General features: G+C 62.9%; 25 protein-coding genes. 11 read left to right on the top strand and 14 right to left on the bottom strand.

Annotated elements, in window-relative coordinates; genetic code table 11:
• Positions 1–4: 4 nt before the first annotated feature.
• The 4 genes from glyA (at position 5) to AC07PQ_RS24980 (ending at position 4,471) form a co-directional block, all read left to right on the top strand.
• Positions 5–1,258 carry a serine hydroxymethyltransferase gene (gene glyA / locus AC07PQ_RS24995; protein ID WP_007924771.1) on the top strand — a complete coding sequence of 418 codons (1,254 nt, stop codon included), beginning with the start codon at positions 5–7 and terminating at the stop codon, positions 1,256–1,258.
• Positions 1,259–1,614: 356 nt separating this feature from the next.
• On the top strand, positions 1,615–2,928 hold the full coding sequence (locus AC07PQ_RS24990; protein ID WP_007930043.1) for a C4-dicarboxylate transporter DctA: 1,314 nt from the start codon (positions 1,615–1,617) through the stop codon (positions 2,926–2,928).
• 83 nt (positions 2,929–3,011) lie between these two features.
• On the top strand, positions 3,012–3,716 hold the full coding sequence (locus tag AC07PQ_RS24985) for a FadR/GntR family transcriptional regulator (protein WP_007930042.1): 705 nt from the start codon (positions 3,012–3,014) through the stop codon (positions 3,714–3,716).
• Between the two features lie 44 nt (positions 3,717–3,760).
• Positions 3,761–4,471 carry a GntR family transcriptional regulator gene (locus tag AC07PQ_RS24980; protein ID WP_492571860.1) on the top strand — a complete coding sequence of 237 codons (711 nt, stop codon included), beginning with the start codon at positions 3,761–3,763 and terminating at the stop codon, positions 4,469–4,471.
• 81 nt (positions 4,472–4,552) lie between these two features.
• Here AC07PQ_RS24980 and yjiA read toward each other — a convergent pair whose 3' ends face one another.
• From yjiA to AC07PQ_RS24965, 3 genes are all read right to left on the bottom strand, one after another.
• On the bottom strand, positions 4,553–5,524 hold the full coding sequence (yjiA, locus tag AC07PQ_RS24975; protein WP_053262749.1) for a GTPase: 972 nt from the start codon (positions 5,522–5,524) through the stop codon (positions 4,553–4,555).
• Positions 5,525–5,675: 151 nt separating this feature from the next.
• Positions 5,676–5,873, bottom strand: coding sequence for a YbdD/YjiX family protein (locus AC07PQ_RS24970; protein WP_007930039.1), 198 nt, complete (start codon positions 5,871–5,873; stop codon positions 5,676–5,678).
• 15 nt (positions 5,874–5,888) lie between these two features.
• Positions 5,889–7,955, bottom strand: coding sequence for a carbon starvation CstA family protein (locus AC07PQ_RS24965; protein ID WP_007930038.1), 2,067 nt, complete (start codon positions 7,953–7,955; stop codon positions 5,889–5,891).
• A gap of 209 nt (positions 7,956–8,164) precedes the next feature.
• Between AC07PQ_RS24965 and AC07PQ_RS24960 the strand changes: the two genes are divergently transcribed.
• Together AC07PQ_RS24960 and AC07PQ_RS24955 are read left to right on the top strand one after the other, a co-directional pair.
• Positions 8,165–8,626 carry a methyltransferase family protein gene (locus AC07PQ_RS24960; RefSeq protein ID WP_007930037.1) on the top strand — a complete coding sequence of 154 codons (462 nt, stop codon included), beginning with the start codon at positions 8,165–8,167 and terminating at the stop codon, positions 8,624–8,626.
• 53 nt (positions 8,627–8,679) lie between these two features.
• Complete coding sequence (locus tag AC07PQ_RS24955) at positions 8,680–9,048, top strand: PilZ domain-containing protein (RefSeq protein ID WP_007930036.1); 369 nt, start codon at positions 8,680–8,682, stop codon at positions 9,046–9,048.
• A gap of 25 nt (positions 9,049–9,073) precedes the next feature.
• Here the strand turns inward: AC07PQ_RS24955 and AC07PQ_RS24950 are convergent, their stop codons facing one another.
• The 4 genes from AC07PQ_RS24950 to katB form a co-directional block, all read right to left on the bottom strand.
• Positions 9,074–9,802, bottom strand: a complete 729-nt coding sequence (locus tag AC07PQ_RS24950; RefSeq protein ID WP_493186531.1) for a hypothetical protein — start codon at positions 9,800–9,802, stop codon at positions 9,074–9,076.
• Positions 9,803–9,831: 29 nt separating this feature from the next.
• The gene (radA, locus tag AC07PQ_RS24945; protein WP_007930034.1) at positions 9,832–11,199 is read right to left on the bottom strand and encodes a DNA repair protein RadA; all 1,368 of its coding nucleotides are present in this window, start codon (positions 11,197–11,199) and stop codon (positions 9,832–9,834) included.
• Between the two features lie 46 nt (positions 11,200–11,245).
• Positions 11,246–11,794 carry an ankyrin repeat domain-containing protein gene (locus AC07PQ_RS24940; protein WP_493186532.1) on the bottom strand — a complete coding sequence of 183 codons (549 nt, stop codon included), beginning with the start codon at positions 11,792–11,794 and terminating at the stop codon, positions 11,246–11,248.
• 189 nt (positions 11,795–11,983) lie between these two features.
• Positions 11,984–13,525: a catalase KatB gene (gene katB / locus AC07PQ_RS24935; RefSeq protein WP_493186533.1), complete on the bottom strand. Its 1,542-nt coding sequence runs from the start codon at positions 13,523–13,525 to the stop codon at positions 11,984–11,986.
• Positions 13,526–13,811: 286 nt separating this feature from the next.
• Between katB and mscL the strand changes: the two genes are divergently transcribed.
• Entirely contained in the window at positions 13,812–14,225 is a 414-nt protein-coding gene (mscL, locus tag AC07PQ_RS24930; RefSeq protein WP_007930031.1) for a large-conductance mechanosensitive channel protein MscL, read from the top strand.
• Positions 14,226–14,278: 53 nt separating this feature from the next.
• Here the strand turns inward: mscL and AC07PQ_RS24925 are convergent, their stop codons facing one another.
• Positions 14,279–15,055, bottom strand: a complete 777-nt coding sequence (locus AC07PQ_RS24925; RefSeq protein WP_493186534.1) for a ferredoxin--NADP reductase — start codon at positions 15,053–15,055, stop codon at positions 14,279–14,281.
• Positions 15,056–15,283: 228 nt separating this feature from the next.
• Here AC07PQ_RS24925 and AC07PQ_RS24920 point away from each other — a divergent pair, with 228 nt between their 5' ends.
• Entirely contained in the window at positions 15,284–16,408 is a 1,125-nt protein-coding gene (locus AC07PQ_RS24920) for a methyltransferase (protein ID WP_493186535.1), read from the top strand.
• 212 nt (positions 16,409–16,620) lie between these two features.
• On the opposite strand, the gene AC07PQ_RS24915 is transcribed toward AC07PQ_RS24920, so the two are convergent.
• The 3 genes from AC07PQ_RS24915 to AC07PQ_RS24905 all read right to left on the bottom strand — a co-directional run bounded on the left by AC07PQ_RS24915 (position 16,621) and on the right by AC07PQ_RS24905 (position 19,327).
• Positions 16,621–16,788, bottom strand: coding sequence for a DUF2474 domain-containing protein (locus AC07PQ_RS24915; RefSeq protein ID WP_023969448.1), 168 nt, complete (start codon positions 16,786–16,788; stop codon positions 16,621–16,623).
• A gap of 91 nt (positions 16,789–16,879) precedes the next feature.
• A complete protein-coding gene (cydB, locus tag AC07PQ_RS24910) occupies positions 16,880–17,887 on the bottom strand; it encodes a cytochrome d ubiquinol oxidase subunit II (RefSeq protein WP_053262756.1) in 1,008 nt (335 codons plus the stop codon).
• 3 nt (positions 17,888–17,890) lie between these two features.
• The gene (locus tag AC07PQ_RS24905; RefSeq protein ID WP_493186536.1) at positions 17,891–19,327 is read right to left on the bottom strand and encodes a cytochrome ubiquinol oxidase subunit I; all 1,437 of its coding nucleotides are present in this window, start codon (positions 19,325–19,327) and stop codon (positions 17,891–17,893) included.
• Positions 19,328–19,828: 501 nt separating this feature from the next.
• On the opposite strand from AC07PQ_RS24905, the gene AC07PQ_RS24900 reads away from it, so the two are divergent.
• Positions 19,829–21,082: an MFS transporter gene (locus AC07PQ_RS24900; RefSeq protein ID WP_493186537.1), complete on the top strand. Its 1,254-nt coding sequence runs from the start codon at positions 19,829–19,831 to the stop codon at positions 21,080–21,082.
• Positions 21,083–21,104: 22 nt separating this feature from the next.
• On the opposite strand, the gene AC07PQ_RS24895 is transcribed toward AC07PQ_RS24900, so the two are convergent.
• The 3 genes from AC07PQ_RS24895 to AC07PQ_RS24885 form a co-directional block, all read right to left on the bottom strand.
• Complete coding sequence (locus AC07PQ_RS24895; protein WP_007930022.1) at positions 21,105–21,401, bottom strand: hypothetical protein; 297 nt, start codon at positions 21,399–21,401, stop codon at positions 21,105–21,107.
• Positions 21,402–21,723: 322 nt separating this feature from the next.
• Positions 21,724–22,275, bottom strand: coding sequence for a DJ-1 family glyoxalase III (locus AC07PQ_RS24890; protein WP_493186538.1), 552 nt, complete (start codon positions 22,273–22,275; stop codon positions 21,724–21,726).
• Positions 22,276–22,344: 69 nt separating this feature from the next.
• Positions 22,345–22,794, bottom strand: coding sequence for a DUF4879 domain-containing protein (locus tag AC07PQ_RS24885; protein ID WP_037035572.1), 450 nt, complete (start codon positions 22,792–22,794; stop codon positions 22,345–22,347).
• 206 nt (positions 22,795–23,000) lie between these two features.
• Between AC07PQ_RS24885 and AC07PQ_RS24880 the strand changes: the two genes are divergently transcribed.
• Positions 23,001–24,296, top strand: coding sequence for an NCS2 family permease (locus AC07PQ_RS24880; RefSeq protein WP_007930015.1), 1,296 nt, complete (start codon positions 23,001–23,003; stop codon positions 24,294–24,296).
• On the top strand, positions 24,293–25,372 hold the full coding sequence (gene trmA, locus AC07PQ_RS24875; protein WP_493186539.1) for a tRNA (uridine(54)-C5)-methyltransferase TrmA: 1,080 nt from the start codon (positions 24,293–24,295) through the stop codon (positions 25,370–25,372). Before AC07PQ_RS24880 ends, trmA begins: the two co-directional genes overlap by 4 nt.
• Positions 25,373–25,411 lie beyond the last annotated feature (39 nt).

The following is a 25,411-nucleotide window of genomic DNA, read 5'->3' as shown; positions in this document are numbered from 1 at the left end:
CGCCATGTTCAGCCGTGATTTGACTATTGCCAAGTACGACGCCGATCTCTTTGCCGCCATGGAGCAAGAAGCTCAGCGCCAGGAAGAGCACATTGAGCTGATCGCTTCGGAAAACTACACCAGCCCTGCGGTGATGGAAGCTCAAGGCTCGGTGCTGACCAACAAATACGCCGAAGGTTACCCAGGCAAGCGTTACTACGGCGGCTGCGAATACGTCGACGTGGTTGAGCAGCTGGCCATCGACCGTGCCAAGGAGCTGTTCGGCGCCGACTACGCCAACGTTCAGCCGCACGCCGGCTCGCAAGCCAACGCCGCCGTTTACCTGGCGCTGCTGTCGGCTGGCGACACCATCCTGGGTATGAGCCTGGCCCACGGCGGTCACCTGACCCACGGCGCCAGCGTTTCCTCCTCCGGCAAGCTGTACAACGCCATCCAGTACGGCATCGATGCCAACGGCCTGATCGACTACGATGAAGTCGAGCGCCTGGCGGTCGAGCACAAGCCGAAGATGATCGTGGCCGGCTTCTCTGCCTACTCGCAGGTCCTGGACTTCCCACGCTTCCGCGCAATCGCCGACAAGGTCGGTGCCTATCTCTTTGTTGATATGGCTCACGTTGCGGGACTGGTCGCCGCTGGCGTCTACCCGAACCCGGTGCCTTTCGCCGACGTGGTAACCACCACCACCCACAAGACCCTGCGCGGTCCACGTGGCGGCCTGATCCTGGCGCGCGCCAACGCCGACATCGAGAAGAAGCTGAACTCCGCGGTATTCCCGGGCGCCCAGGGTGGCCCGCTGGAGCACGTGATTGCCGCCAAGGCCATCTGCTTCAAGGAAGCGCTGCAACCTGAGTTCAAGGCCTACCAGCAACAAGTGGTGAAGAACGCCCAGGCCATGGCCGGCGTGTTCATCGAGCGCGGTTTCGACGTGGTTTCCGGCGGTACGCAGAACCACCTGTTCCTGCTGTCGCTGATCAAGCAGGAAATCTCCGGTAAAGACGCCGATGCCGCCCTGGGCAAGGCCTTCATCACCGTGAACAAGAACTCCGTGCCAAACGACCCACGCTCCCCGTTCGTTACCTCCGGCCTGCGCTTCGGTACTCCGGCTGTGACCACTCGCGGCTTCAAGGAAGCCGAGTGCAAGGAACTGGCGGGCTGGATCTGCGACATCCTGGCTGACCTGAATAACGAAGCGGTGATCGACGCCGTTCGTGAGAAAGTCAAAGCCATCTGCAAGAAGCTGCCGGTATACGGCGCTTAATTAGCAGAGCGTTACCTGAAAAGCCCGGCCTTCGCGCCGGGCTTTTTTTCGGCCGCGAATTGTCTGGCCCGGGGCCTGTAGCCGCTGCCGCAGGCTGCGATCGGCCGGCACGGCCGCGACACTCTGAAGATCGCAGGAAGGCCTTCGGCCTTATCGCAGCCTACGGCAGCGGCGCTACAGGACCAGCACCACTGGTCAGACCGGTCATGCCAATTTTCGGATTTACCCTTGTATTCGCGGGAAACTCAGGCATAGACTGCGCCTGCACTGGACATACCGGTAAGACCACAATAATTAAGTCCCGAATCTGATGCGCTCCGCGCACGGCAGCCGGGACACCGACCAGGATTCCCCTCATGCTCAGATGGTGCTCGCGTTCGATTTTCCTCCAGGTAGTCCTCGGACTGATGCTCGGCATCGTGTGCGGACTGACACTCCCCGAATACTCCTCGCAACTCAAGCCACTGGGCGACGCCTTTATCAAGCTGATCAAGATGCTGATCGGCCTGATCGTCTTCTGCGTGGTGGTCAGCGGCATCTCCGGCGCCGGCGACCTGAAAAAGGTCGGACGCATCGGGCTCAAATCCGTCATCTACTTCGAAGTCCTGACCACCATCGCCCTGGTGATCGGCCTGGTCTTCGCCTTCACCACCGGCATCGGCAGCGGCGCCAATATCCATCTGGAACAGCTGTCCGCCGCCGATATGAGCGACATCGCCCAGCGCAGCCAGCACATGCACGGCACCTCCGAGTTCCTGATGGGGCTGATCCCCAACTCGGTACTGGGCGCCTTCGCCGAAAACAACATCCTGCAGGTGCTGCTGTTCTCCGTGCTGTTCGGCAGCGCGCTGAACCTGGTGGGCGAAGCCGCTTCCGGCATCTCGCGGCTGATCAACGAACTCAGCCATATCATCTTCCGCATCATGGGCATGATCGTGCGCCTGGCGCCGATCGGCGTGTTCGGCGCCATCGCCTTCACCACCAGCAAATACGGCCTGGACTCGCTGCAGCACCTGGGCAGCCTGGTGGGCCTGTTCTACCTGACCTGCTTCGCCTTCGTGGCGGTGATTCTCGGGCTGGTCATGCGCTGTTCCGGCCTGCGCATGCTGCCGTTCCTCAAATACCTGCGCGAAGAGCTGCTGATCGTCCTCGGCACCGCCTCCTCCGACGCCGTACTGCCACAGATCATGCGCAAACTGGAGCACCTGGGCATCGGCAGTTCCACGGTCGGCCTGGTCATCCCGACGGGTTATTCGTTCAACCTCGACGGGTTCTCGATCTACCTGACCCTGGCCATCGTCTTCATCGCCAATGCCACCGGTACGCCGTTGTCGATGTCCGACCTGCTGACCATCCTGCTGGTATCGCTGATCACCTCCAAAGGCGCCCACGGGATTCCCGGTTCGGCGCTGGTAATCCTGGCCGCCACCCTGACGGCGATCCCGGCCATCCCGGTGGTGGGCCTGGTGCTGGTGCTGGCGGTGGACTGGTTCATGGGCATCGGCCGGGCGCTGACCAACCTGATCGGCAACTGCGTCGCCACCGTGGCGATCGCCCGCTGGGAAAAAGACATCGATATTCAACGGGCCAACAAAGTCCTGAGCGGCCAGCAGGGCTATGGTTTCCAACCGCGCAAGCCGCTGCCCGGCGCGCAGCAGCAGGAGTTCTGAGGCATGCCTTGTGCCTCTCGCCGGCAGGCACAACAATCAGCGCCTGCCATGGGCCTCATCCGCCATATTCCAGGGAGTGAACAGTGATCACCTCGTCAACGGTTGTAAATTCAGTGGTAGAAAAGCTGCGGGCGGCCTTGGCCCGTGGCCAATGGCGCTCCGGCGACATGCTGCCGGGACAACGTGAATTGGCCGAGCAACTGGGCATCAGCCGCCCGAGCCTGCGCGAGGCGGTGACTGTTCTGGAAACCCTGGGCCTGGTGCGCTCCATGCCCGGCAAAGGCGTGGTGGTGCTGGAGGCCAGCCTCAACGAACAACCGGCCAGCGACAGCGGCGTGGCGGGCGCCAGCCTCGAGGATGTGCTGCAACTGCGCTACACCCTCGAGCCGTTCATCGTCGGCCTGGTGGCGCAGTCCATCAGCAGCAAGGAAGTGGGCCAGTTGCGCCTGACCCTGATGGACATGCGCGAGGCCCTGGACGCCAACGACAGCGAAGCCGGGATGAACGCCTACATCGCCTTCCATGAAGAGCTGTTCACCCTGACCTCCAACCCGATCTTCCAGAACGTGGTGCAGCAGACCAGCAACGCCCTCAAGCAGAGCGCTGAGATCCTGCGCAACTCGCCGGAGCACCTGGCCGAACGCCTGGAAGAAAACGAAGCGGTGGTCCGGGCGATCCGCAACAAGAACAGCGCGCTGGCCAGTGCCGAAATGCGCCGGCACATCCTCAGGGAAGGCCAGCGCATGGGCATCGAGCTGAACATCCCGGACGACCATCTGGGCAACTAAGCCGCACAACACTTTCGTATCGGTAACCGGACTGGAGACAGGCCATGGCCAGCTACGCCTTGAACAAACTTGCATTCCCCCTCCCCGCTGCCCTGCCACGGCGCCGCAGCGGCGAGAAAAAACTGCTGGTCGACGATGTCTATCCGCAGATTTTCGATGCCATTCTCGAACAACGCATCGCCCCCGCCAGCCGGTTCACCGAGGACAGCCTCGGCGAAGTGTTCGGGGTCAGTCGCAGCATCATTCGCCAGGTCCTGGCGCGCTTGTCCCATCAACAGGTGATCATCCTGCGGCCCAACCACCGGCCTCAGGTGGCGGCTCCGGACCACGAGCAAACGCGACAGATCCTGCACGCCCGACGCCTGACGGAAATCACCCTGGTCAGGCTCGCCTGCCAGCAACCGGTACCGCGCAACCTCAAGCGTCTGCGGGAGCTGATCGCCGCTGAGCGCGATTGCATCGACCGCGGCTTGCGTGGCCCAGCGATCCGCCTGTCCGGCGAGTTCCACCTGCAATTGGCCGAGGTGGCCGGCAACGCGCCGCTGGCGCATTTCCTCGGCAGCCTGGTGCCGCTGACGTCACTGGCGATTGCCCACCATGAAACCCGCGCCTGCAGCCATTGCGCCTGGCAGGAGCACGCGGCGATTGTCGATGCCATCGAAGACGGTGACGTAAAGGCCGCGGTCGCCTTGATGACCGGGCACCTGGCTCACCTGGAGGAAAGGTTGCTCAAGGCCAGCGCGGTTCCACAGTAACCGGCGTTTCGCGAGCACGCTCGCTCCTGCAGACCGGAGCGGGCTTGTTCGCGATGACCTCGTGGCAAATGTGTAACGAAACTACTGCGCCGCCATCCGGGCGAATCCGGCACGGATCTTTTCTTCCGGCAGATCGTCGGCAATGAACACAATCACGCTCTCGCGCGCCTCGCCTTCGGCCCATTCGGTATCCCAGTCGAAACCGTACAGCTTGAGCACGCCCTGGAACACCAGGCGCCGTGGCTCGCCGGCAATGTTCAGCACGCCCTTGTAGCGCAGTAGCTGCTTGCCGTGTTCTTCCAGCAGTTCGTTCATGAACTCGCTGAGCCGGTCGATATCCAGCGGCGCGTCGGTGCGCAGCACCAGGCTGGAAATACGATCGATGGAAGGCGCCTTGCTCACCGGACGCAGGCTGACACCGCCGCCCAGGTCGGCATTCAGGTTGAAGCCTCGCACATCCAGCAGTTCGGCCAAATCGATGCGCCCATGCTCGACCACACGGATCGGCGCACGGCGGTTGATCCGGGTCAGGCGCTCGCTCAGCGCATTGAAGGTCTGCTCGTCCACCAGGTCGCGCTTGCTCACCAGCAGACGGTCGGCGAAGCCGATCTGGGCCTGGGCGATGGTCTGGGTCAAGTGGTGCTCGGCGTGCTTGGCGTCCACCAGGGTGATGATGCCGTCGAGGATATAGCGCTCGCGCAGCTCTTCGTCGATGAAGAAGGTCTGGGCCACGGGCGCGGGGTCGGCCAGCCCGGTGCATTCGATCACCAGCCGGTCGAAGGCGATCTCGCCGCTGTCCAGCCGTTCCAGCAACAGGTACAGCGCCTTGGTCAGATCGGTGTGGATGGTGCAGCAGACGCAGCCATTGGACAGCGTCATCACTTGCACCGGCTCGTCGCCCAGCAACTGGGTGTCGATACCGGCATCGCTGAATTCGTTTTCGATCACGGCGATTTTCAGACCGTGTTCGGCCTTGAGCAGGTGGCGCAGCAAGGTGGTCTTGCCGGCGCCGAGGAAACCGCTGAGAACGGTGACGGGGATTGGAGAGGACAAAAGCGGTTCTCCTGAAAAAATGGGAACGCAAAAACAACTGTAGGAGCGAGCTTGCTCGCGAAGAACTCAAGGACACCATGTGCGTTCAGAATGAACTCGGCGTCTTTACGTTTTTCGCGAGCACGCTCGCTCCTACAGAGGGACTAACGAATCAACAGCATTTGGGCCCGGCTTTGCCGCCGTACCGTGCTTCCTGGCGTTCCCGGAAGAACGCCTCGTACGACATCACCGGCTTGTCCGGGTGCTTGGTCTGCATATGCTCGACGTAGTTGTCGTAGTCGGGCATGCCGACCATCAGGCGCGCGGCCTGACCGAGGTATTTACCGAGGCGACTCAGGTCATTGAACACGATTGCAGTCCTCGATCAAGCATCTGGCAGTGCATGGAATGGCGATTCTTTATCCGTGCGTTCTTTTTTACCCCAGGCGGAAATACCCACCTTGAGGGCGTAGAACAGGATGCTGAATACCACCAGCAGGAACAGCACCGTCAGCGTGGCGTTGGTGTAGGCGTTGAAGATCACGTGCTGCATCTGCGTGATGTCCTTGGCCGGCGCGAGGATCTGACCATTGGCCAGGGCATCGCTGTACTTCTTGGCCAGGGCCAGGAAACCGACTGCCGGGTTGGCGTCGAACAGCTTGATGAGGCCCGCGGTGGTGGTGCAGATCAGCAGCCAGGCGGCTGGCAGCAAGGTCACCCAGATGTAGCGTTGACGCTTCATCTTGATCAGCACCACGGTGCCGAGCATCAGCGCGATACCCGCCAGCATCTGGTTGGAGATGCCGAACAGCGGCCACAGGGTGTTGATACCACCCAGCGGATCGATCACGCCCTGGTACAGCAGGTAACCCCAAAGGGCCACACAGCCGGCGGTGGCGATCAGGTTGGCGGTCCAGGACTCGGTGCGTTTCAGTGCCGGCACGAAGGAACCCAGCAGGTCCTGCAGCATGAAACGACCGGCACGGGTACCGGCGTCCACCGCGGTCAGGATAAATAGCGCTTCGAACAGGATCGCGAAGTGGTACCAGAACGCCATGGTGTTCTCGCCCGGCAGCACCGTGTGCAGGATCTGCGCGATACCGACCGCCAGGGTCGGCGCACCGCCGGCACGGGCCAGGATGGTGGTTTCACCGATGTCCTTGGCCACCGCTTGCAGGGCGTCCGGAGTGATGGCGAAGCCCCAGCTGCTGACCGTCTGCGCCACAGTGACCACGTCACCGCCGACGATGGCCGCCGGGCTGTTCATGGCGAAGTACACGCCAGGCTCGATCACCGAAGCGGCAACCATCGCCATGATGGCCACGAAGGACTCCATCAGCATGCCGCCGTAACCGATGTAACGGGCGTTGGTTTCGTTATCCAGCAGCTTCGGCGTGGTCCCGGAAGAGATCAGCGCGTGGAAGCCGGACACCGCGCCACAGGCGATGGTGATGAACAGGAACGGGAACAGGCCGCCTTTCCAGACCGGGCCGGTGCCGTCGGTGAACTGGGTCAGCGCCGGCATCTTCAGCTCGGGCATGGTGATCAGGATGCCGATCGCCAGGGCGATGATGGTGCCGATCTTGAGGAAGGTCGACAGGTAGTCGCGAGGTGCCAGGATCAGCCATACCGGCAGCACCGCGGCGACGAAACCGTAGCCGATCAGCATCCAGGTGATCTGTACGCCGGTGAAGGTGAAGGCCTTGGACCACACGGGATCCGCGGCAATCTGGCCCCCCAGCCAGATCGAGCCCAGCAGCAGGAGCACGCCGATGATGGAGATTTCACCGATGCGGCCCGGGCGGATGTAGCGCATGTAGACACCCATGAACATCGCGATCGGGATGGTCGCCATCACCGTGAAGATGCCCCACGGGCTTTCGGCCAGGGCCTTGACCACGATCAGCGCCAGCACCGCGAGGATGATGATCATGATCAGGAAGCAGCCGAACAGCGCGATGGTCCCCGGGATCCGGCCCATTTCCTCACGGACCATGTCGCCCAGGGAACGGCCGTTGCGCCGGGTGGACATGAACAGGACCATGAAGTCCTGCACCGCCCCCGCCAGCACCACCCCGGCAATCAGCCAGAGCGTGCCGGGCAGGTAGCCCATCTGCGCCGCCAGTACCGGACCCACCAGCGGGCCCGCGCCGGCGATGGCCGCGAAGTGGTGACCGAAGAGAATGTGCTTGTTGGTCGGAACGTAGTCCAGACCGTCGTTGTTGAGCACGGCGGGGGTGGCCCGGCGCGCATCGAGCTGCATCACGTTGTTAGCGATGAACAGGCTGTAGTAACGGTATGCGACCAGATAGATGGCCACGGCAGCGACCACGATCCACAAGGCGTTGATCGCCTCGCCGCGGCGCAATGCCACTACGCCGAGGGCGCACGCTCCTACGATTGCCAGCACCAGCCAGGGTAAGTGGCGTAGCGGGCTATTATTATTTTTCATTTTATTATTCCAGCCAGGGTGGACAAGAAAGACAGCCATCCGGAGTTTAGCGCTACTGGCCCCAAAGGCCACCCCCCACGTTGGTCTAGAGCGTCCTTTTGAGTTTTTTCCTAGGTTTTGCACCGCCTCGGTGCAACCGTTCCCGGAGCACTGAACCACCCGAGCGAAAAAGCGGTCGCACCTGTAAGGACTCGTCGTCTGGAGTGCCCATGCCCGCGCCGCCCAATAGACCGCCGTTGTCACCACCGCTGCTGTATCTGCTGTTCCTGGTGGCGGCGCTGTCGCTTGCCGACGGTGTGCCCTTGCCGGTCCCGGTCAACGGCTGGCTGCGCACCCTGGCCCTGCTGTTGATTATCGGCGGCCAGGGCCTGTCGTTCTGGGCGATGTGGCGTCTCAGGCAACGGCACACCACCACCAGCAATGCCGGCGAACCCCGGCGCCTGCTGTGCGATGGCCCGTTCGCAATCTCGCGCAACCCCATCAATCTCGGCGACACCCTGGGTTACTGCGCCATCGCCCTGTTGCTCGGCAGCCTGTGGCCGTGGCTGCTGTTGCCGCTGCTGATTTACCTGATGAACCTGACGGTGATCCGGCCGGACGAGCACCATCTGCTGGAGTTGTTCGGCGACCGCTACCGTGACTATTGCCGCAAGGTGCGCCGCTGGCTGTAGCGGGTTGGGCAAACCCGGGTCTATAGTCATTTCACCATGCAGAGGGGCTGCTCATGAGCGAACACCATTCCGATCGTCGCCGTTTCAAACGCATCGCCTTCGATGCCCGTACCGAACTGAGCCAGGGCCCTTATCGCTGGTCCGTGCAGTTGGTCGATCTCTCGCTCAGGGGCATGCTGATCCAGCGCCCCGATCCCTGGCTGGGGGACGAAAGCCAGCCGTTCGAAGCCGATATCCATTTGAGCGATGACGCCGAAGTACGCATGGACGTGCGACTGGCGCACGACGATCACGGTCAGTTGGGCTTCGTCTGCCTACATATAGACCTGGAGTCGATCGAACATCTGCGCCGGCTGATCGAACTGAATCTCGCCGACCCGCAGGAGCTGGAGCGCGAGCTGGGGGCGCTGCTGGAGGTTTGAGCGCCCGCCTCTTCCCGTCAGCCGTTCAGGGGAATGCCGAGGGCTCGGGAAATTCGCTTTCCATATCCCAATAACCGGGCTGTTGCCGACTGGCGGCGGTCCACTGCCCGTCCACCCAGCGATAAATCCGGTAGGTGGTCACAAAATCGTCACCCTCGCTGGCAGGCGCCGAAGACACCTGGGCGATCGACTCGGTAGCCCCCGATGCCGATGGAAGGATCTGCCAGGCCGCCTTGCCGGTCTGGGCCATCGCCAGCGGGCGCTGCTCCCCGTTTTCGTCCCGATACAGTACGGGCTCCAAGCGGCTTTGCGTCGGCGCCAGGATCTGCGTGGCCGGGCCGCTATAGCTGCCCATTGGGGCCGTCTGATCGACGGTGAGGAAAAATGCCGGGTATGGCAGGCCACTGAGCGGTACCTTCTCCACCTTCGCCAGCGGGTAGCCCAGGGACTGCTCGGCCAGCACTTCGCCAACCTCCGACACCAGGCGCACCCGAGCCTCCAGCTGCGGCTGGTGCTCGCTGTCCGTCGACTCGTCGAAGGTTTCCTCGTCCAGGCCACTGCCCCAGCTCTGCGCATGCAATTGCGCGGTGATGCGCCGGTCTTCCAGGACCTCGAGCACCGTGCCGTCGCCGACCAGCAATTCCTGGGCAATCCGATAGCCGTGCGGCGCATCTTCCTGGCTGGCCACAGCCAGGCCGCTTACCCACAACAGCGTAAAACCAAGGGCGCCAAGGCCCGCTCCTGTCATCTGCATCAACTGCTTCCTTTCAGTGGCACAAGGGGTCATTCGAACAGCGCATCCAGCGCCTGCTCCAGACGGGTTACCGCAATGATTCGCAAGCCCGGCGGTGGCTCTTTAGGGGCATTGCCCTTGGGCACGATGGCCCGTTTGAAGCCGTGCTTGGCCGCTTCCTTGAGGCGCTCCTGGCCGCTCGGCACCGGGCGCACTTCACCAGACAGGCCGACTTCGCCGAACACCAGCAAGTCGTGGGGCAAGGGCCGATTGCGCAGGCTCGACATTACCGCCGCCATCAGCGCCAGGTCGGAGGCGGTTTCCAGCACCTTGACCCCGCCGACGACGTTGAGGAACACGTCCTGATCGTGGGTCGGAATGCCGCCGTGGCGGTGCAGTACCGCCAGCAGCATCGCCAGGCGGTTCTGGTCCAGGCCCAGGGTAACCCGCCGCGGGTTGGCCAGGTGGCTGTCATCCACCAGCGCCTGGACTTCCACCAGCATCGGCCGGGTGCCTTCCCAGGTAGCCATGACCACACTGCCCGGGACTTCTTCCTGGGCACGGGTGAGAAAGATCGCCGAAGGATTGGAAACTTCTTTCAGGCCGCGGTCGGTCATGCCAAATACGCCCAGTTCGTTGACCGCGCCGAAACGGTTCTTCACCGCCCGCAGCAAGCGCAGGCGGCCGTCGGATTCACCTTCGAAATACAGCACGGTGTCGACCATGTGCTCGAGGACCCGCGGCCCGGCCAGCGCACCCTCCTTGGTCACATGGCCCACCAGGAAGATCGCCGTGCCGCTCTGCTTGGCGTAACGCACCAGCAGCGCCGCGCTCTCGCGCACCTGGGAAACACCGCCGGGGGCCGATTGCAGCTGCTCGGTGAAGATGGTCTGGATCGAGTCGATCACCATGACCTTGGGCTTCTCCTGCCGGGCCGTGGCGATGATGGTTTCGATACAGGTTTCGGTCATCACCCGCAGCTGGTCCTGGGGCAGGCCCAGGCGCCGGGCGCGCATCGCCACCTGTTGCTGCGATTCCTCGCCGGTGACGTAGAGCGCCGGCATGCGGGTGGCGATGTTGCACAAGGTCTGTAACAAAATGGTCGACTTGCCGATCCCCGGGTCGCCGCCGATCAGCACCACCGAACCGTCGACCAGGCCGCCGCCGAGCACCCGGTCCAGTTCGCCGGAAGCCGTGGAAAAACGCGGGATCTCTTCGACGCTGACCTCGGCCAGGGTCTTGATCTGCGCCTGCTGCCCGGCCCAGCCGGTACGACCGCTGGGGGCCGCGGCACCGCCGCTTTCCACCATGGTTTCGGTCAGGGTGTTCCAGGCCCCGCATTCGCCGCACTGGCCGGCCCATTTGGGAAAGGTTGCGCCGCACTCGGTGCAGCCGTACATGCGCTTGGCCTTGGCCATCTGATCCCCCGGGCAAAAACCGCGATGATAGCTCAGCTGGAGCGGATCAGCGCGGCGCCACCGTGCGGATTTCGCCCTCGGCCAGACGCGTGGCACTGTTGCCCAGCGAGTCCTCGGCATTCAGGTCGGCGCCCTTGGTCGCCAGGGCGTCGAGCAGCTCCACCCGTTTGAACAGCCCGGCGTACATCGCCGCCGTCTGGCCGGCGCCGTTGCGCTGGTCGGGGTTGCAGTCGGTGGCCAGCAGGCGCCGGGCGATCTTCACTTCGCCCTTGAAGATGGCGCCCATCAGCGCCGTGTTGCCCCTTTTATCCTGCACGCAGGCGTCGGCACCGGCGGCCAGCAAACGCTCCACCGCCGGCCCCTGGCCGTGATATGCCGCGAGGATCAGGGCGGTGTAGCCCTTCTCGTCCTGGGTATCGAGGGAATAACCGGCCTCGATAAAGGTATTGAGCATATCGACGTCGCCGCGACGGGCCGCATCGAAGTAGTAATTCTCTAGTTGGACCTTGACCGCCACCGGGTCCGCGGGGGCCGGCTGCTGCGCATGAGCGCCCAGCGAGCAGGCGGCCAGCAGCAGCGAAATGAACAGGCGCATGGTGCGACTCCCTTGTCTCAAAGATTCTGTAGGAGCGAGGCTTGCCCGCAATGACTTCAACCGGGGCAAATACGCTCGTCAGTTAGAACGCCATCACCGGTATTGGAGCCGCTTTGCGGCCTTTCGCGGGCAAGCCTCGCGCCTATATAAAGAGGAAGCGTCACGCCAGGGGCGTGACGCGGGGTGGGATCAATCCGACAGCTTGGCGGCCAGGGCCTTGACCCGGGCCAGGTCGCCCTTGGCCACCTTGGTCACGCCAGTGCCGTACTCCGGATCGGCCTTGTAGAGGAACGACAGCATGATGTGCTTGCTCTCGTCATCGGTGGTCGCCAGGGAACCGCCGAAGTTCTCGATCAGGTCCTGACGCTCCTTCTGGCTCAGCGAACGATACAGATCGCCGGCCTGCTTGAAGTTCTGCTCGCGCTGGATCTTCGCCTGCTGGGTGCTGCCACTCAGCGCCAGCTGGCTGTAACGCGCGCTTTGCGGCTCTTCACGCGGCATCAGGCGGCTCGGCTGGTAGTTCACGCCGGTGCTGGTGCTGCCGCTGTTCATCGCGCCGTCCTGGTTGCCATTGTTCACCGCGACTTTCGGCGCGTTGATCGGCAATTGCAGGGCGTTGGCGCCCAGGCGGTACATCTGGGTATCGGCATAGGAGAACACCCGGCCTTGCAGCAGGCGGTCTTCCGACGGCTCGATGCCCGGCACCAGGTTGGCCGGAGCCATAGCCACCTGTTCGGTTTCCTGGAACACGTTGGCCGGGTTGCGGTTGAGCACCATCTGCCCGACCTTGCGCTCAGGCACGCCCGGCCAGATCTTGGTGGCATCCAGCGGGTCGAAATCGAACTTGGCCAGATCTTCCGGCTTCAGGACCTGGACATACAGGTCCCATTTCGGGAAGTCGCCCTTGTTGATATGCGTCACCAGGTCATTGGTCATATGGCTGTAATCGCGCCCCTGCACCTCGACCACTTGTTTGGGATCGAGGTTGTTGATGCCCTGCAAACTCTTCCAGTGAAACTTCACGTAATGCACTTCGCCCTTGGCATTCACCAACTTGTAGGCGTGCACACCGTTACCGTCCATTTCCCGGTAACTGGCCGGAGTACCGGAATTGGAATACAGCTCGGTCAGGGTCCGGGTGGCTTCCGGAACATGGGAGAAGAAATCGAAGCGCCGGGAATCGTCATCCAGGTTGGTGCGCGGATCAGGTTTGAATGCATGCACCATGTCCGGGAATTTGATCGCGTCGCGAATAAAGAAAGTCGGGAAGTTGTTGCCGACCAAGTCCCAGTTACCATCGGCGGTATAGAACTTGGTAGCAAAACCACGCGGGTCACGCAGGGTTTCCGGCGAATGGTTGCCATGCACTACCGCGGAAAAACGTACGAATACCGGTGTTACCTGGCCGGCGGCGAATACCTTGGCCTTGGTCAGGTCGCTCAGGCTGTCGGTCACGGTGAAGGAACCATGGGCACCGGTACCACGGGCATGCACCACCCGCTCTGGAATGCGCTCGCGATCGAAACGCTGGAGCTTCTGGATCAACTGCACATCCTGCAGCAATACCGGTCCGGTAGCGCCCGCGGTCTGCGAGTTCTGGTTATCGCCCACCGCGGCCCCGTTGTCGCGGGTCAGAGTGGCGGCCTGTACGGAAAGAGAAAGCATACTGGCGGCGAGTACGCCCAATACGCGTCGTTGGGAAAAACTCCCAAGGCCAATGATCATGGTCATGTTTTATTCCTCTGGTTTTAATCGAACGCATCCAGGTGCGCCTGTCAGAGGCTAGTGACCAAAGAGTCGAACTCTAAATAGAAAGGTCGCAACAGTCTGATTGAAAAAATATTCTGGTATGTAAGAGCAAGCGCAGGTATTTCGCGCGCGATTGATGGCACTTTGTAAACTATTTGCCGTTAACTCGGTCGATAACTGCGAACGCTGTAAGCAGTTGTTGCAAGCAAGATGCCTTGTGCTGAATTACACTGCGTTCACCAACCTCATCTGTAACAAGGAATAACCTATGGGCGTGCTAAGTGAGTTCAAGGCCTTCGCGGTCAAAGGTAATGTGGTCGACATGGCCGTCGGTATTATCATCGGCGCCGCATTCGGCAAGATCGTCTCGTCATTTGTTGGCGATGTAGTCATGCCGCCAATCGGCTTGCTGATCGGTGGGGTGGACTTCAGTGATCTGGCGATCACGCTCAAGGAAGCTGTCGGCGAGACGCCGGCCGTGGTGCTGGCCTATGGCAAATTCATCCAGAGCCTGATCGACTTCATCATCGTTGCCTTTGCCATCTTCATGGGTGTGAAGGCGATCAACCGCCTGAAGCGCGAAGAGGCCGTGGCGCCAACCCTGCCGCCGGTTCCGACCAAGGAAGAAGAGCTGCTGGGCGAGATCCGCGACCTGCTCAAGGCGCAGAACAACAAGCCCTGAGGCTTCTGCCGCAACAAAACGGCGCCCCCTGCAAGTCAGGCGGCGCCATTTTTTTACCAGTAGTTTTCCACCGCCACCTGCCCGGGCCGCCGGGTCAGGCTCAGGTGCATGTCCCGTTGTTTGAGCAAGGCGCGGGTGTCGTCGATCATCTGCGGGTTGCCGCAGAGCATCACTCGCGAGTGCTCGGCGCTCAGGGGCATGCCAGCGATACGTTCCAGTTCGCCACTCTCGATCAGATGGGTGATCCGCCCGTTGAGGCTGCCCGGATGCTGTTCACGGGTCACCGTGGTGATGACTTGCAGCTTGTGGGCAACTTCCGCCAGATAATCGCGCTGTTTCAGCTCGGCCAGCAATTGCTGATAAGCCAGTTCCTTGGCTTCGCGCACGCTGTAGACCAGGATAATCCGCTCGAATTTCTCCCAGACTTCGAAGTCCTGCAGGATCGAAACAAAAGGCGCGATCCCGGTGCCGGTGGACAGCAGCCAGAGGTCGCGACCATCGACGAAACGGTCCAGGGTCAGATAACCGAACGCCTGCCGGTCCACCATCAGGGTATCGCCCTCCCCCAGCCGGCTCAGCTCGCTGGTGAACTCGCCGCCAGGCACGACGATGGAGAAGAACTCGAGAAACTCGTCGAAGGGCGAAGACACCATGGAGTACGCGCGCCACACCGTGCTGCCATCGGCCTTGGTCACCCCCAGGCGGGCGAATTGCCCGGCGCGAAAGCGAAAACCCGCGTCCCGCGTGGCGCGCAGGGTAAACAGGCTGGGAGTCAGGGGCTGGACGTCGAGCAAGGTCTGGCGCGTGTATTTTTCTGCACTGGCAGTCATGGCAGGCTCCAATAAGCGAATGCCCTTAGTGTCCCGCAAAGCGCGCGGCAGAAACACCGGCGGTTTGTAATGGCATAGAGCGCGGGCAATCGAGCGCAAAAAAACGTACCATTGGCCCCCTCTTCGGGCACCTGCCACGCGGCCTGCGCGCCACCTGCCCGAACGGTCCAGCCCGCATCGCGCCCCTCCCGCCGGCAGGACATTCACCGATTACCAAGAGTCCGTCCCATGCCCCTGCTCGAAAGCTCCTTCGCCCAGCTCGACCTGATCCGCCAGCCCGAACAACAGAACGAGCCCCTGCAAGCTTTCGACGCAGCGGACGAGTACTTGCTCAATCACCTGGCCGAACAGCAGCCGACGGCGGACACCCGGGTGCTGGTGCTCAACGACAGCTTCGGCGCGCTGGCGGCCAGCCTGGTCGGACGCGTACAGGTGCACAGCAGCGGCGATTCGTTTCTCGGCGCACTGGCGCTGGAGAAAAACCTGGTGCGCAATGGCCTGCCATTCGACGCCGTAACAGTGGTACCGGCCAGCGAGCCGTTGACCGGGCCGTTCGACCGCGTACTGATCCGCGTGCCCAAGACCCTGGCCCTGCTGGAAGAACAGCTGATCCGCCTGCAAGGCCAACTGGCCCCGGGCGCCCAGGTGGTGGCGGCGGCGATGGTCAAGCACCTGCCACGGGCCGCCGGCGACCTGCTGGAACGCTATATCGGCCCGGTACAGGCTTCGCTGGCGGTGAAAAAAGCCCGTTTACTGATCGCCACCCCGGAGGCGAAAACCCCGGCGGTTTCGCCCTACCCGACCCGCTACAAGCTCGACGAGCCCGCCATCGAGCTGCTCAACCACGCCAACGTGTTCTGCCGCGAAGGCCTGGACATCGGCACCCGCGCCTTCCTCCCGCACCTGCCGAAAAACCTCGGCAAGGCCCGGGTCGCGGACCTGGGGTGCGGCAACGGCGTGCTGGCCATCGCCAGCGCCCTGCACAACCCCGATGCCCATTACACCCTGGTGGACGAATCCTTCATGGCCGTGCAATCGGCCCTGGAGAACTGGCGCGCGACCCTGGGCGAGCGCGAAGTGACCGTGCGCGCTGGCGATGGCCTGGCCGGCCAGGAACCGCAGTCGCTGGACGTGGTGCTGTGCAACCCGCCCTTCCACCAGCAACAGGTGGTCGGCGACTTCCTCGCCTGGCGCATGTTCCAGCAGGCCCGCGAAGCCCTGGTGGTGGGCGGCGCGCTGTACATCGTCGGCAACCGCCACCTGGGTTATCACAGCAAGCTGGCGCGGCTGTTCCGCGGCGTCGAGCAAGTGGCCGCCACGCCCAAGTTCGTGATCCTCAAAGCCCGCAAATAATCCCCCTCTCTGTAGGAGCGAAGCTTGCTCGCGATACGTGCCACGCGGAATGCCTGAAGCACTGCGTTATCGTTCATCGCGAGCAATCGAGCGTCGACCGGCTGCTCCTACGGAAGAAAAGCTTGGCAATCGCGCAGGCAAAAAAAACCCTCCAGAGGAGGGCTATAAAACCGTGCCGCAAGGCAACGGGATGGGATGAGCGGTAGTAAAAATCAGTGTGTGGTCAAGCCCGCGGCGTTCATGAACATGCGCATCAGGCTGGCGACGATAAACAGCGCCAGCACGCTGCCGACCCAGATCCCGGCGAGCCAGCCCAGGCGCTGCCAGAGCGGTTTCTTCTCGGCTTCTTCGATTTCCTGCAACGTGGGTTTACCAGCCATCATCGAATACTCCTCTCGGAATGGAGACGATGGCGTCGCTCGGGGCGCCATCGCGAGCAGGTCCGCTCCCGCGCGGGGAGCGGCGCATTGACTAGTGGTAGCCGTCTTCGTGGGTGACCTTGCCGCGAAACACGTAGTAGCTCCAGAAGGTGTAACCCAGGATGAACGGGATGATGAACAGCGTGCCCACCAGCATGAAGCCCTGGCTTTGCGGCGGCGCGGCGGCGTCCCAGATCGAGATCGACGGCGGCACGATGTTCGGCCACAGGCTGATGCCCAGGCCGCTGTAGCCGAGGAAGATCAGCACCAGGGTCAGCAGGAACGGCGTGTAGTGAGCATTGCGGGCCACCGCGCGCAGCAGGCCGTACATGGTCACCAGCACCAGGATCGGCACCGGCAGGAACCAGAACAGATTCGGCAGGGTGAACCAGCGCGAAGCGATTTCCGGGTGGGCCAGCGGCGTCCAGATACTGACGACACCGATCACCGCCAGCAGCACGAAAGCCAACGGCCGCGCCAGGTCATGCATCTGCTCCTGCAGCTTGCCTTCGGTCTTCATGATCAGCCAGGTGCAGCCGAGCAAGGCATAGGCCACCACCAGCGCGACACCGCAGAACAGGGTGAACGGCGTGAACCAGTCCAGCGAACCGCCGGCGTACTGGCGGTCGACCACCGGCAGGCCATCGATGAAGGCGCCCAGCGCCAGGCCCTGGAAGAAGGTCGCCGCCACCGAACCGCCGATGAACGCCTTGTCCCAGATGTGGCGCTTGGCTTCCTTGGCCTTGAAGCGGAACTCGAAGGCCACGCCGCGGAAGATCAGGCCGATAAGCATCAGGATCAGCGGCATGTACAGCGCCGAAAGCACCACCGAATAGGCCAGCGGGAAGGCGCCGAACAGCGCGGCACCGCCCAGCACCAGCCAGGTTTCGTTGCCGTCCCAGACCGGGGCGACGGTGTTCATCATCACGTCACGGTCGCGGGAGTCCTTGACGAACGGGAAGAGAATCCCGATCCCCAGGTCGAACCCGTCCATGACCACGTACATCATGATGCCGAAGATGATGATCACGGCCCAGATCAGCGGAAGATCGATACCCATGACTCAATTCCCCTTGTTCAGGCTGGTGCCGTTGTCTTCGGCATCGTCGTCGGCGGCCGACAGCGGACGGGCCGGCGTGCGTTTCTGGCCAGGACCACCGTGGCTGACTTCCGCGCCTTCGTTGGTCTTCGGCCCTTTGCGCACCAGGCGCATCATGTAGCCGATACCGACCCCGAACAGCGAGAAATACACCACGACAAACAGCGCCAGGGTGATGCTCATCTGCATCAGGCTATGCCCGGACGAAGCGTCCGCGGTACGCATCAGCCCGTAGACCACCCACGGCTGGCGACCGATCTCGGTGGTGAACCAGCCGGCGAGGATCGCGATCAGGCCGGATGGGCCCATCCACAGCGCCAGGTAGAGGAACGCACGATTCTCGTAGATGCGGTCACGCTTGCGCAGCCACAGGCTCCACAGGCCGGTAAGGATCATCAGCATGCCCAGGCCGACCATGATCCGGAACGACCAGAACACGATGGTCGAATTCGGCCGGTCTTCCGGCGGGAATTCCTTGAGCGCCGGCACCTGTTTGTCCAGCGAGTGAGTGAGGATGAGGCTGCCCAGATACGGGATCTCGACGGCGAACTTGGTCTTTTCTTCCTTCATATCCGGCCAGCCGAACAGGATCAGCGGGGTCGGCTCGTTACCGACGTTTTCCCAGTGACCTTCGATCGCGGCGATTTTCGCCGGCTGGTGCTTGAGGGTGTTGAGGCCGTGGAAGTCACCGATCACGGCCTGGATCGGCGCGACGATCAGGGCCATCCACATGGCCATCGACAGCATGCGGCGGATCGCCGGGTTATCGCGGCCGCGCAGCAGGTGCCAGGCAGCGGACGAACCGACGAAGAACGCGGTGGCGACAAAGGCGGCCGTGGCCATGTGCGCCAGGCGGTACGGGAACGACGGGTTGAACACCACCGCCAGCCAGTCCACTGGAATCACTCGGCCGTCGACGATTTCGTAGCCTTGCGGGGTCTGCATCCAGCTGTTGGACGAGAGAATCCAGAAGGTCGAAATCAGCGTACCGATGGCCACCATTACGGTGGCGAAGAAGTGCAGCTTGCGCCCGACCCGGTTCCAGCCGAACAGCATCACGCCGAGGAAGCCGGCTTCGAGGAAGAATGCGGTGAGCACTTCATAGGTCAGCAGCGGCCCGGTAACGGAGCCGGCAAAATCGGAGAACCGGCTCCAGTTGGTGCCGAACTGGTAGGCCATGACCAGGCCCGAGACCACCCCCATGCCAAAGTTGACGGCGAAGATCTTCGACCAGAAGTGGTACAGGTCACGGTAGGTATCGTCGCGGGTCTTGAGCCACAAACCTTCGAGCACCGCCAGGTAGCTCGCCAGACCGATGGTGATGGCGGGGAACAGGATGTGGAACGAGATGGTGAACGCGAACTGAATTCGGGCGAGATCTAGTGCCTCCAAACCGAACATAAGCTTTCCTCTGTCAGGTAATACCGGCTGCCGGCTGGAGGCCTGCACCCACTGCCCCCACGGATCTGGAGTGTGGCGAATTCGAATTCGTTCTTTTTAAACCCATCGCAACGCAGGGAGTCTGGCCATCTGGCCACCAGACCCAACCTTGGAAAAGGTTTTGATCTGGATCAATCAACGCTGAAAGAGTAGTCGCATTTTCGCCGTTGGTTTGTGTGGTCTTTTGTCGCGTGACAGGTTGCCTCACCACGTCAAGTACGGGGTTTCCCCGAAGTTTTGCTCTCCCTGTAGCCGCTGCCGCAGGATGCGATCGACCGGAACGGTCGTGGCGATTTCTGCTCCGTCGAAGGTCCTTCGGCCCTTATCGCAGCCTGCGGCAGCGGCTACAGGGATTGGGTTATTTCGAATGAACGAGATAGATGCGAGGCTAAGGATTCTGCAACTATTGGTTACATCTTGGTGATAACCTCGCCCTACTCCACGCCCAGACCTGCCTTTCAGATGCCCAGCCAAGACCCTCTGCTGCTTCGCCATCACCGTCCGTTCATGGCTTTCTGGCTGGCGCGGATCTTCACCGCCAGCGGCTTCCAGATGCTCACCGTGGCCATCGGCTGGAACCTCTACCAACTGACCGGCAACGTGCTCGACCTGGGCCTGGTCGGGCTGGTGGAGTTCGCACCACGGGTGCTGTTCATGCTGCACACCGGGCATGTGGCGGACCGCTATGACCGGCGCAAGGTGGCAGCCATCTGCCAGTCGCTGCAGGCGCTGATCGCCCTGTCCCTGGCCATCGGCAGCGCCACCCACAACGTCACTCGCGAGATGATCTTCATCCTCGCCTTCCTGCTGGGCGCCGCCCGTTCCTTCGAGATGCCGACCACCCAGGCGCTGCTGCCGAGCATCGTGCCCAGCGCGCTGTTCCCCCGCGCCGTGGCCGCCGCGCAGTCCGCCCAGCAATCGGCGACCATCGTCGCGCCGGCCCTCGGCGGCCTGCTCTACGCCTTTGGCAGCGTATGGGTTTATGGCCCGACCGTGCTGCTGTATGTGATCGCCTGCTGCCTGATGCTCAACCTGCCCGCGCGGCAGACGCCGCTGAACAAGGGCAAGGCCACCCTGGACTCGCTGCTCGCCGGGGTACGCTTCATTCGCAGCCGCCCGGACATTCTCGGGGCGATCTCCCTGGACCTGTTCGCCGTATTGCTGGGCGGCGCCACCGCCCTGCTGCCGGTGTTCGCCAAGGACATCCTGCTCACCGGCGCCTGGGGCCTGGGCCTGCTGCGCTCGGCGCCGGCGGTTGGGGCGCTGCTGATGTCGCTGTGGCTGGCGCGCTTTGCGGTCGACCGCCATGTCGGCCGGGTGATGTTCACCGCCGTCGGCGTGTTCGGCGTCGCCACCATTGCCTTCGGCCTGTCGACCTCGTTCTGGTTTTCGCTTGCGGTGCTGGTGGTGCTGGGCGCGGCGGACATGATCAGCATGGTGATCCGCGCCTCCTTCGTGCAACTGGAAACCCCGGACGAAATGCGCGGCCGGGTCAGCGCCGTCAACGGCCTGTTCATCGGCGCTTCCAACCAGCTCGGCGAGTTCGAGTCCGGGCTTACCGCCCACTGGTTCGGCACCGTGCCGGCGGTGGTCCTCGGCGGAGTCGGCACCCTGCTGGTGACCGGGGTGTGGATAAAACTGTTCCCGACCCTGGCCCGTCGCGATCGCATGCATGGGCCGGTGGAAGAACAAGCCAAGGCCGAAAGCCGCGCCTGACAGGCGCGGCCAGACTCAAGCGTCAGTGGCTGGGCTGCGCCTCATCGACCACTCGCCATTTTGCCGCCTCCAATAGATCGCACCCATCCCGGGTCAGCAGATAGAGCACATCGATGATGTGCGGTATGTCCTTCACATCGCCGTGGCTGAAGTTCAGACAGCACAGGGTTTCCAGCAGATTGGCAGCCGCACGCATACGTTGCTCCGCCGCTTCGTGAAGTGCCTCCGAGGAAGCGTTGGCGTTGATAAAGAAAACGCCTGGCCGGCTTATGTTGGATTTGAGCGGCACATAGTGAGCGGTAGTTTTCGGGGTATTCATCCTTAAATCCTTCTTTATGAATGACCGCCCCCAATCGTGACCAAACGATAGGTGGCGGACTGTGCACAGGTTGGTCAACCGGGAAAGAAGGCACCCGGCACACCCGAAGGTGTCCCGCGCACAGCCCACCATAAAGCGTGCGGGCATAGAAAAAATGCCCGCAATACCAGGGTGGCGCATGCGCCTTCTTAATTTCGGGTGACCAAACCCGTTCGCTGAATTGGCAGCGACGGCGAGAACTATAGGTGTGATCGGATGGGCTGTGCAAGGAGCGGCTAATTAGCCTTTGTTACCCGGTTTTGAGCGTCAGTCGCAGTCGCCCCTAAACCAGCAACTCCCCCTCCACCACCGTCCGCCGGCCCCTGCCGCACAGTTGTTCCACCAGGGTCAGGGCAAAACTCAGGGCCGCCCCCGAGCCTTGAGCGGTGATGCAGTTGCCATCCACCACCACCGGTTGGTCGACGAAGTTGCAGCCCGACAGCTGATGGCTGGCGCTGGGCAGGCAGGTCATGCGCCGCTGGCGCAGCACCCCGCAATTCTGCAAGGCCAGGGCCGGCGCTTCGGCGATGCCGGCGAACAGGCGCCCGGCGGCGGCCTGGTCCTTGACCAATTGCATCAGCGGTTGATGGGCCGCCAGGTGCTGCGCGCCGACAGCACCACCAGGCAGCACGATCAGGTCGAAGTTCTGGGCCAGCACATCCACCAGCATGCCGTCGGCGGTCATGCGGGTGCCGCGGGCGCAGGTGAGCATGCGCCGCCCTTCGATACTGGCCACCAGCACTTCGACTTGAGCACGGCGCAGCACATCGATCAGGGTCACGCTTTGCAGGTCGTCGACACCCTCGGCGAGGGGAATCAGGGCTCTAAAGGTCATGGGCTGTGTCCGCGGTAGGGTCTTTAAAGCTTAGTCAGCTTTAAAGCCCTCCGCGTTCGGACGCTGCCGTCACTTGATGTAGATCTGCGCGCTCATGCTGTTGCCCGGCGCGTTGAGCGAGGTGTTGCTGAAGGTGAAGGTGCCTTCCTGTTTGCCGGCCAGGTCGAAGGTATAGATGTAGCCGACGGTGATCCCGGAGTTGCCGCACGGCACCAGGCTGGAACCCTCTTCGCAGACCGCCGCGCGCGTGCCGTTGACCTCGAAGCCGTCCAGCGCCACCCGGGGCTGGCGGCCATAGCCGATTTCCAGCACGTACACCTTGATGTTCGGGCCCTGATGATCGCAGGCGGTCTTGTCGCGTCCGTCCGACACATCCTCCAGGCCACAGGACTGCGACTCGACCTTGAGGATTTCCACCTGGCTCAAGGGTGGCGCGGAACGGGCCATGGCCGGCGCCGTGCCCAACCACAGGCTGCTGGCCACTACCGCCAAGGCCATCGTTTTTATCGTGCTGTGCATAAGTCCCCCCCAAAACGTCGGCGCAGTATGCCCCAGTCGCCACTCGGGCAAAACATCGCCGAGGATCGCAGCCATAGCCCTGCGCTGCTGGTATGATGCGCGGCTTTTTCCGACCCGCACAAAATCCCCGGACGCTTTTTTATGGTCTGTGCTTTGCTGTCTGGGTCGATACATTCACGGCGCCCTGCGCGCCACGGGGAGCAGACATGCTGGAAAGGCTGTTTCAACTCAAGGCACACAACACCAATGTGCGGACCGAGATTCTTGCGGGCCTCACGACCTTCCTGGCCATGGCCTACATTCTGTTCGTCAACCCGAGCATCCTCGGCGAGACCGGCATGGACAAGGGTGCGGTGTTCGTCGCCACCTGCCTGGCCGCCGCCATCGGCTCGACCGTGATGGGCCTGATCGCCAACTACCCGATCGCCCTGGCTCCAGGCATGGGCCTGAACGCCTTCTTCACCTACACCGTGGTCCTGCACATGGGCCATACCTGGCAAGTGGCGCTGGGCGCGGTGTTCATTTCGGCGGTGCTGTTCTTCCTGCTGTCGATCTTCAAGATCCGCGAATGGATCATCAACAGCATCCCGCTGCCGCTGCGCTCGGCGATCGCCGCCGGTATCGGCCTGTTCCTGGCGCTGATCGCCCTGCACAATGCCGGCATCGTGGTCGGCAACCCGGCGACCATGGTCGGCCTCGGTGATCTGAAGCAACCGGCGCCGATCCTCGCGACCCTGGGCTTCGCCCTGATCGTCGCCCTGGAAGCCCTGAAGGTCCGCGGCGCGGTCCTGATCGGCATCCTCTCGGTGACCATCGTCTCCATCGCCCTGGGCTTCACCCCGTTCGGCGGCGTGACCTCGATGCCGCCTTCGCTGGCGCCGACCTTCCTGCAACTGGACATCAAGGGCGCGCTGGACATCGGCCTGGTCAGCGTGATCTTCGCCTTCCTGTTCGTCGACCTGTTCGACAACTCCGGCACCCTGATCGGCGTCGCCAAGCGCGCCGGCCTGATGGGCAAGGACGGCCACATGCCGAAAATGGGCCGGGCCCTGATTGCCGACAGCACCGCGGCCATGGCCGGCTCCCTGCTGGGCACCTCGACCACCACCAGCTACATCGAATCAGCCGCGGGCGTCAGCGCCGGTGGCCGCACCGGCCTGACCGCCATCGTCGTGGCGATCCTGTTCCTCCTGGCGCTGTTCTTCTCGCCGCTGGCGGCCAGCGTCCCGGCCTTCGCCACCGCGCCGGCCCTGCTGTTCGTCGCAGTGCTGATGACGTCGGGCCTGGCGGAAATAGACTGGGACGACATCACCGTCGCCGCGCCGGTGGTGGTCACCGCCCTGGCCATGCCGTTCACCTACTCCATCGCCAACGGCATCGCCTTCGGCTTCATTGCCTGGACCGCGATCAAGCTGCTGTCGGGCCGCGCCCGTGAGCTGAACGCGCCGCTGGTGATCCTGTCGGTATTGTTTGTGATCAAGTTGGGTTGGTTCAACGCATGACTTTCGATTCCCAGGCTTACGCCACCCAGCTCGCCGACAAGGTCGCGCGCCTGCGTGAACTGCTGGCGCCGTTCGATGCCCCCGAGCCACAGGTCTTCGATTCGCCGCTGCAGCACTTCCGCCTGCGCGCGGAGTTCCGCCTGTGGCGCGAAGCCGGCGAGCGTCACTACGCGATGTTTTCCCAGGAAGACAAACGCACGCCGATCCTGATCGAAGAATTCCCCATCGCCAGCCTGCGCATCAATCAGCTGATGCCACAACTCAAGGCCGCCTGGCAAGCCAGCAGCGCCTTGAGCCACAAGCTGTTCCAGGTCGAGTTCCTCACCACCCTGGCCGGCGACGCGATGATCACCCTGTGTTATCACCGCCCGCTGGACGAGCACTGGCACGCCGCGGCGAGCCAGTTGGCGACCGACCTGAACGTCAGCGTCATTGGCCGTTCCAAGGGCAAGCGCGAAGTGATCGGCCACGATTACGTGGTGGAGAAACTCGAAGTCGGCGGCCGCACCTTCAGCTACCGCCAGCCCGAAGGCGCCTTCACCCAGCCCAACGGCACGGTCAACCAGAAGATGCTCAACTGGGCCTATGACGCCCTGGGCGATCGTCCGGACGACCTGCTGGAGCTGTACTGCGGCAACGGCAATTTCACCCTGCCCCTGGCCACCCGGGTGCGCAAGGTGCTGGCCACCGAGATCAGCAAGACTTCGGTCAACGCGGCCCTGAGCAACCTCAGCGAAAACGCGGTGGATAACGTCACCCTGGTGCGCCTGTCCGCCGAAGAGCTGACCGAAGCCTTGAACGAAGTGCGTCCGTTCCGTCGCCTGCAGGGCGTGGACCTGAAGAGCTACGAGTTCGGCAGTGTGTTCGTCGACCCGCCGCGCGCCGGCATGGACCCGGACACCTGTGAGCTGACCCGGCGCTTCGACAACATCCTGTACATCTCGTGCAACCCGGAAACCCTGGCGGCCAACATCGCCCAATTGCACGACACCCACCGCATCACCCGCTGCGCGATGTTCGACCAGTTCCCGTGGACCCACCACATGGAATCCGGGGTCTTGCTGACCCGGCGTTGAACCCGCCCCGCTGCACAGCAAACAGCCGTCCTCGTGACG

The sequence above is a fragment of the Pseudomonas sp. GW821-FHT09E12 genome, from assembly GCF_059416085.1.
Note: the sequence above shows the minus strand (reverse complement) of the source record. Positions and strands in the feature narration are given on the sequence as shown.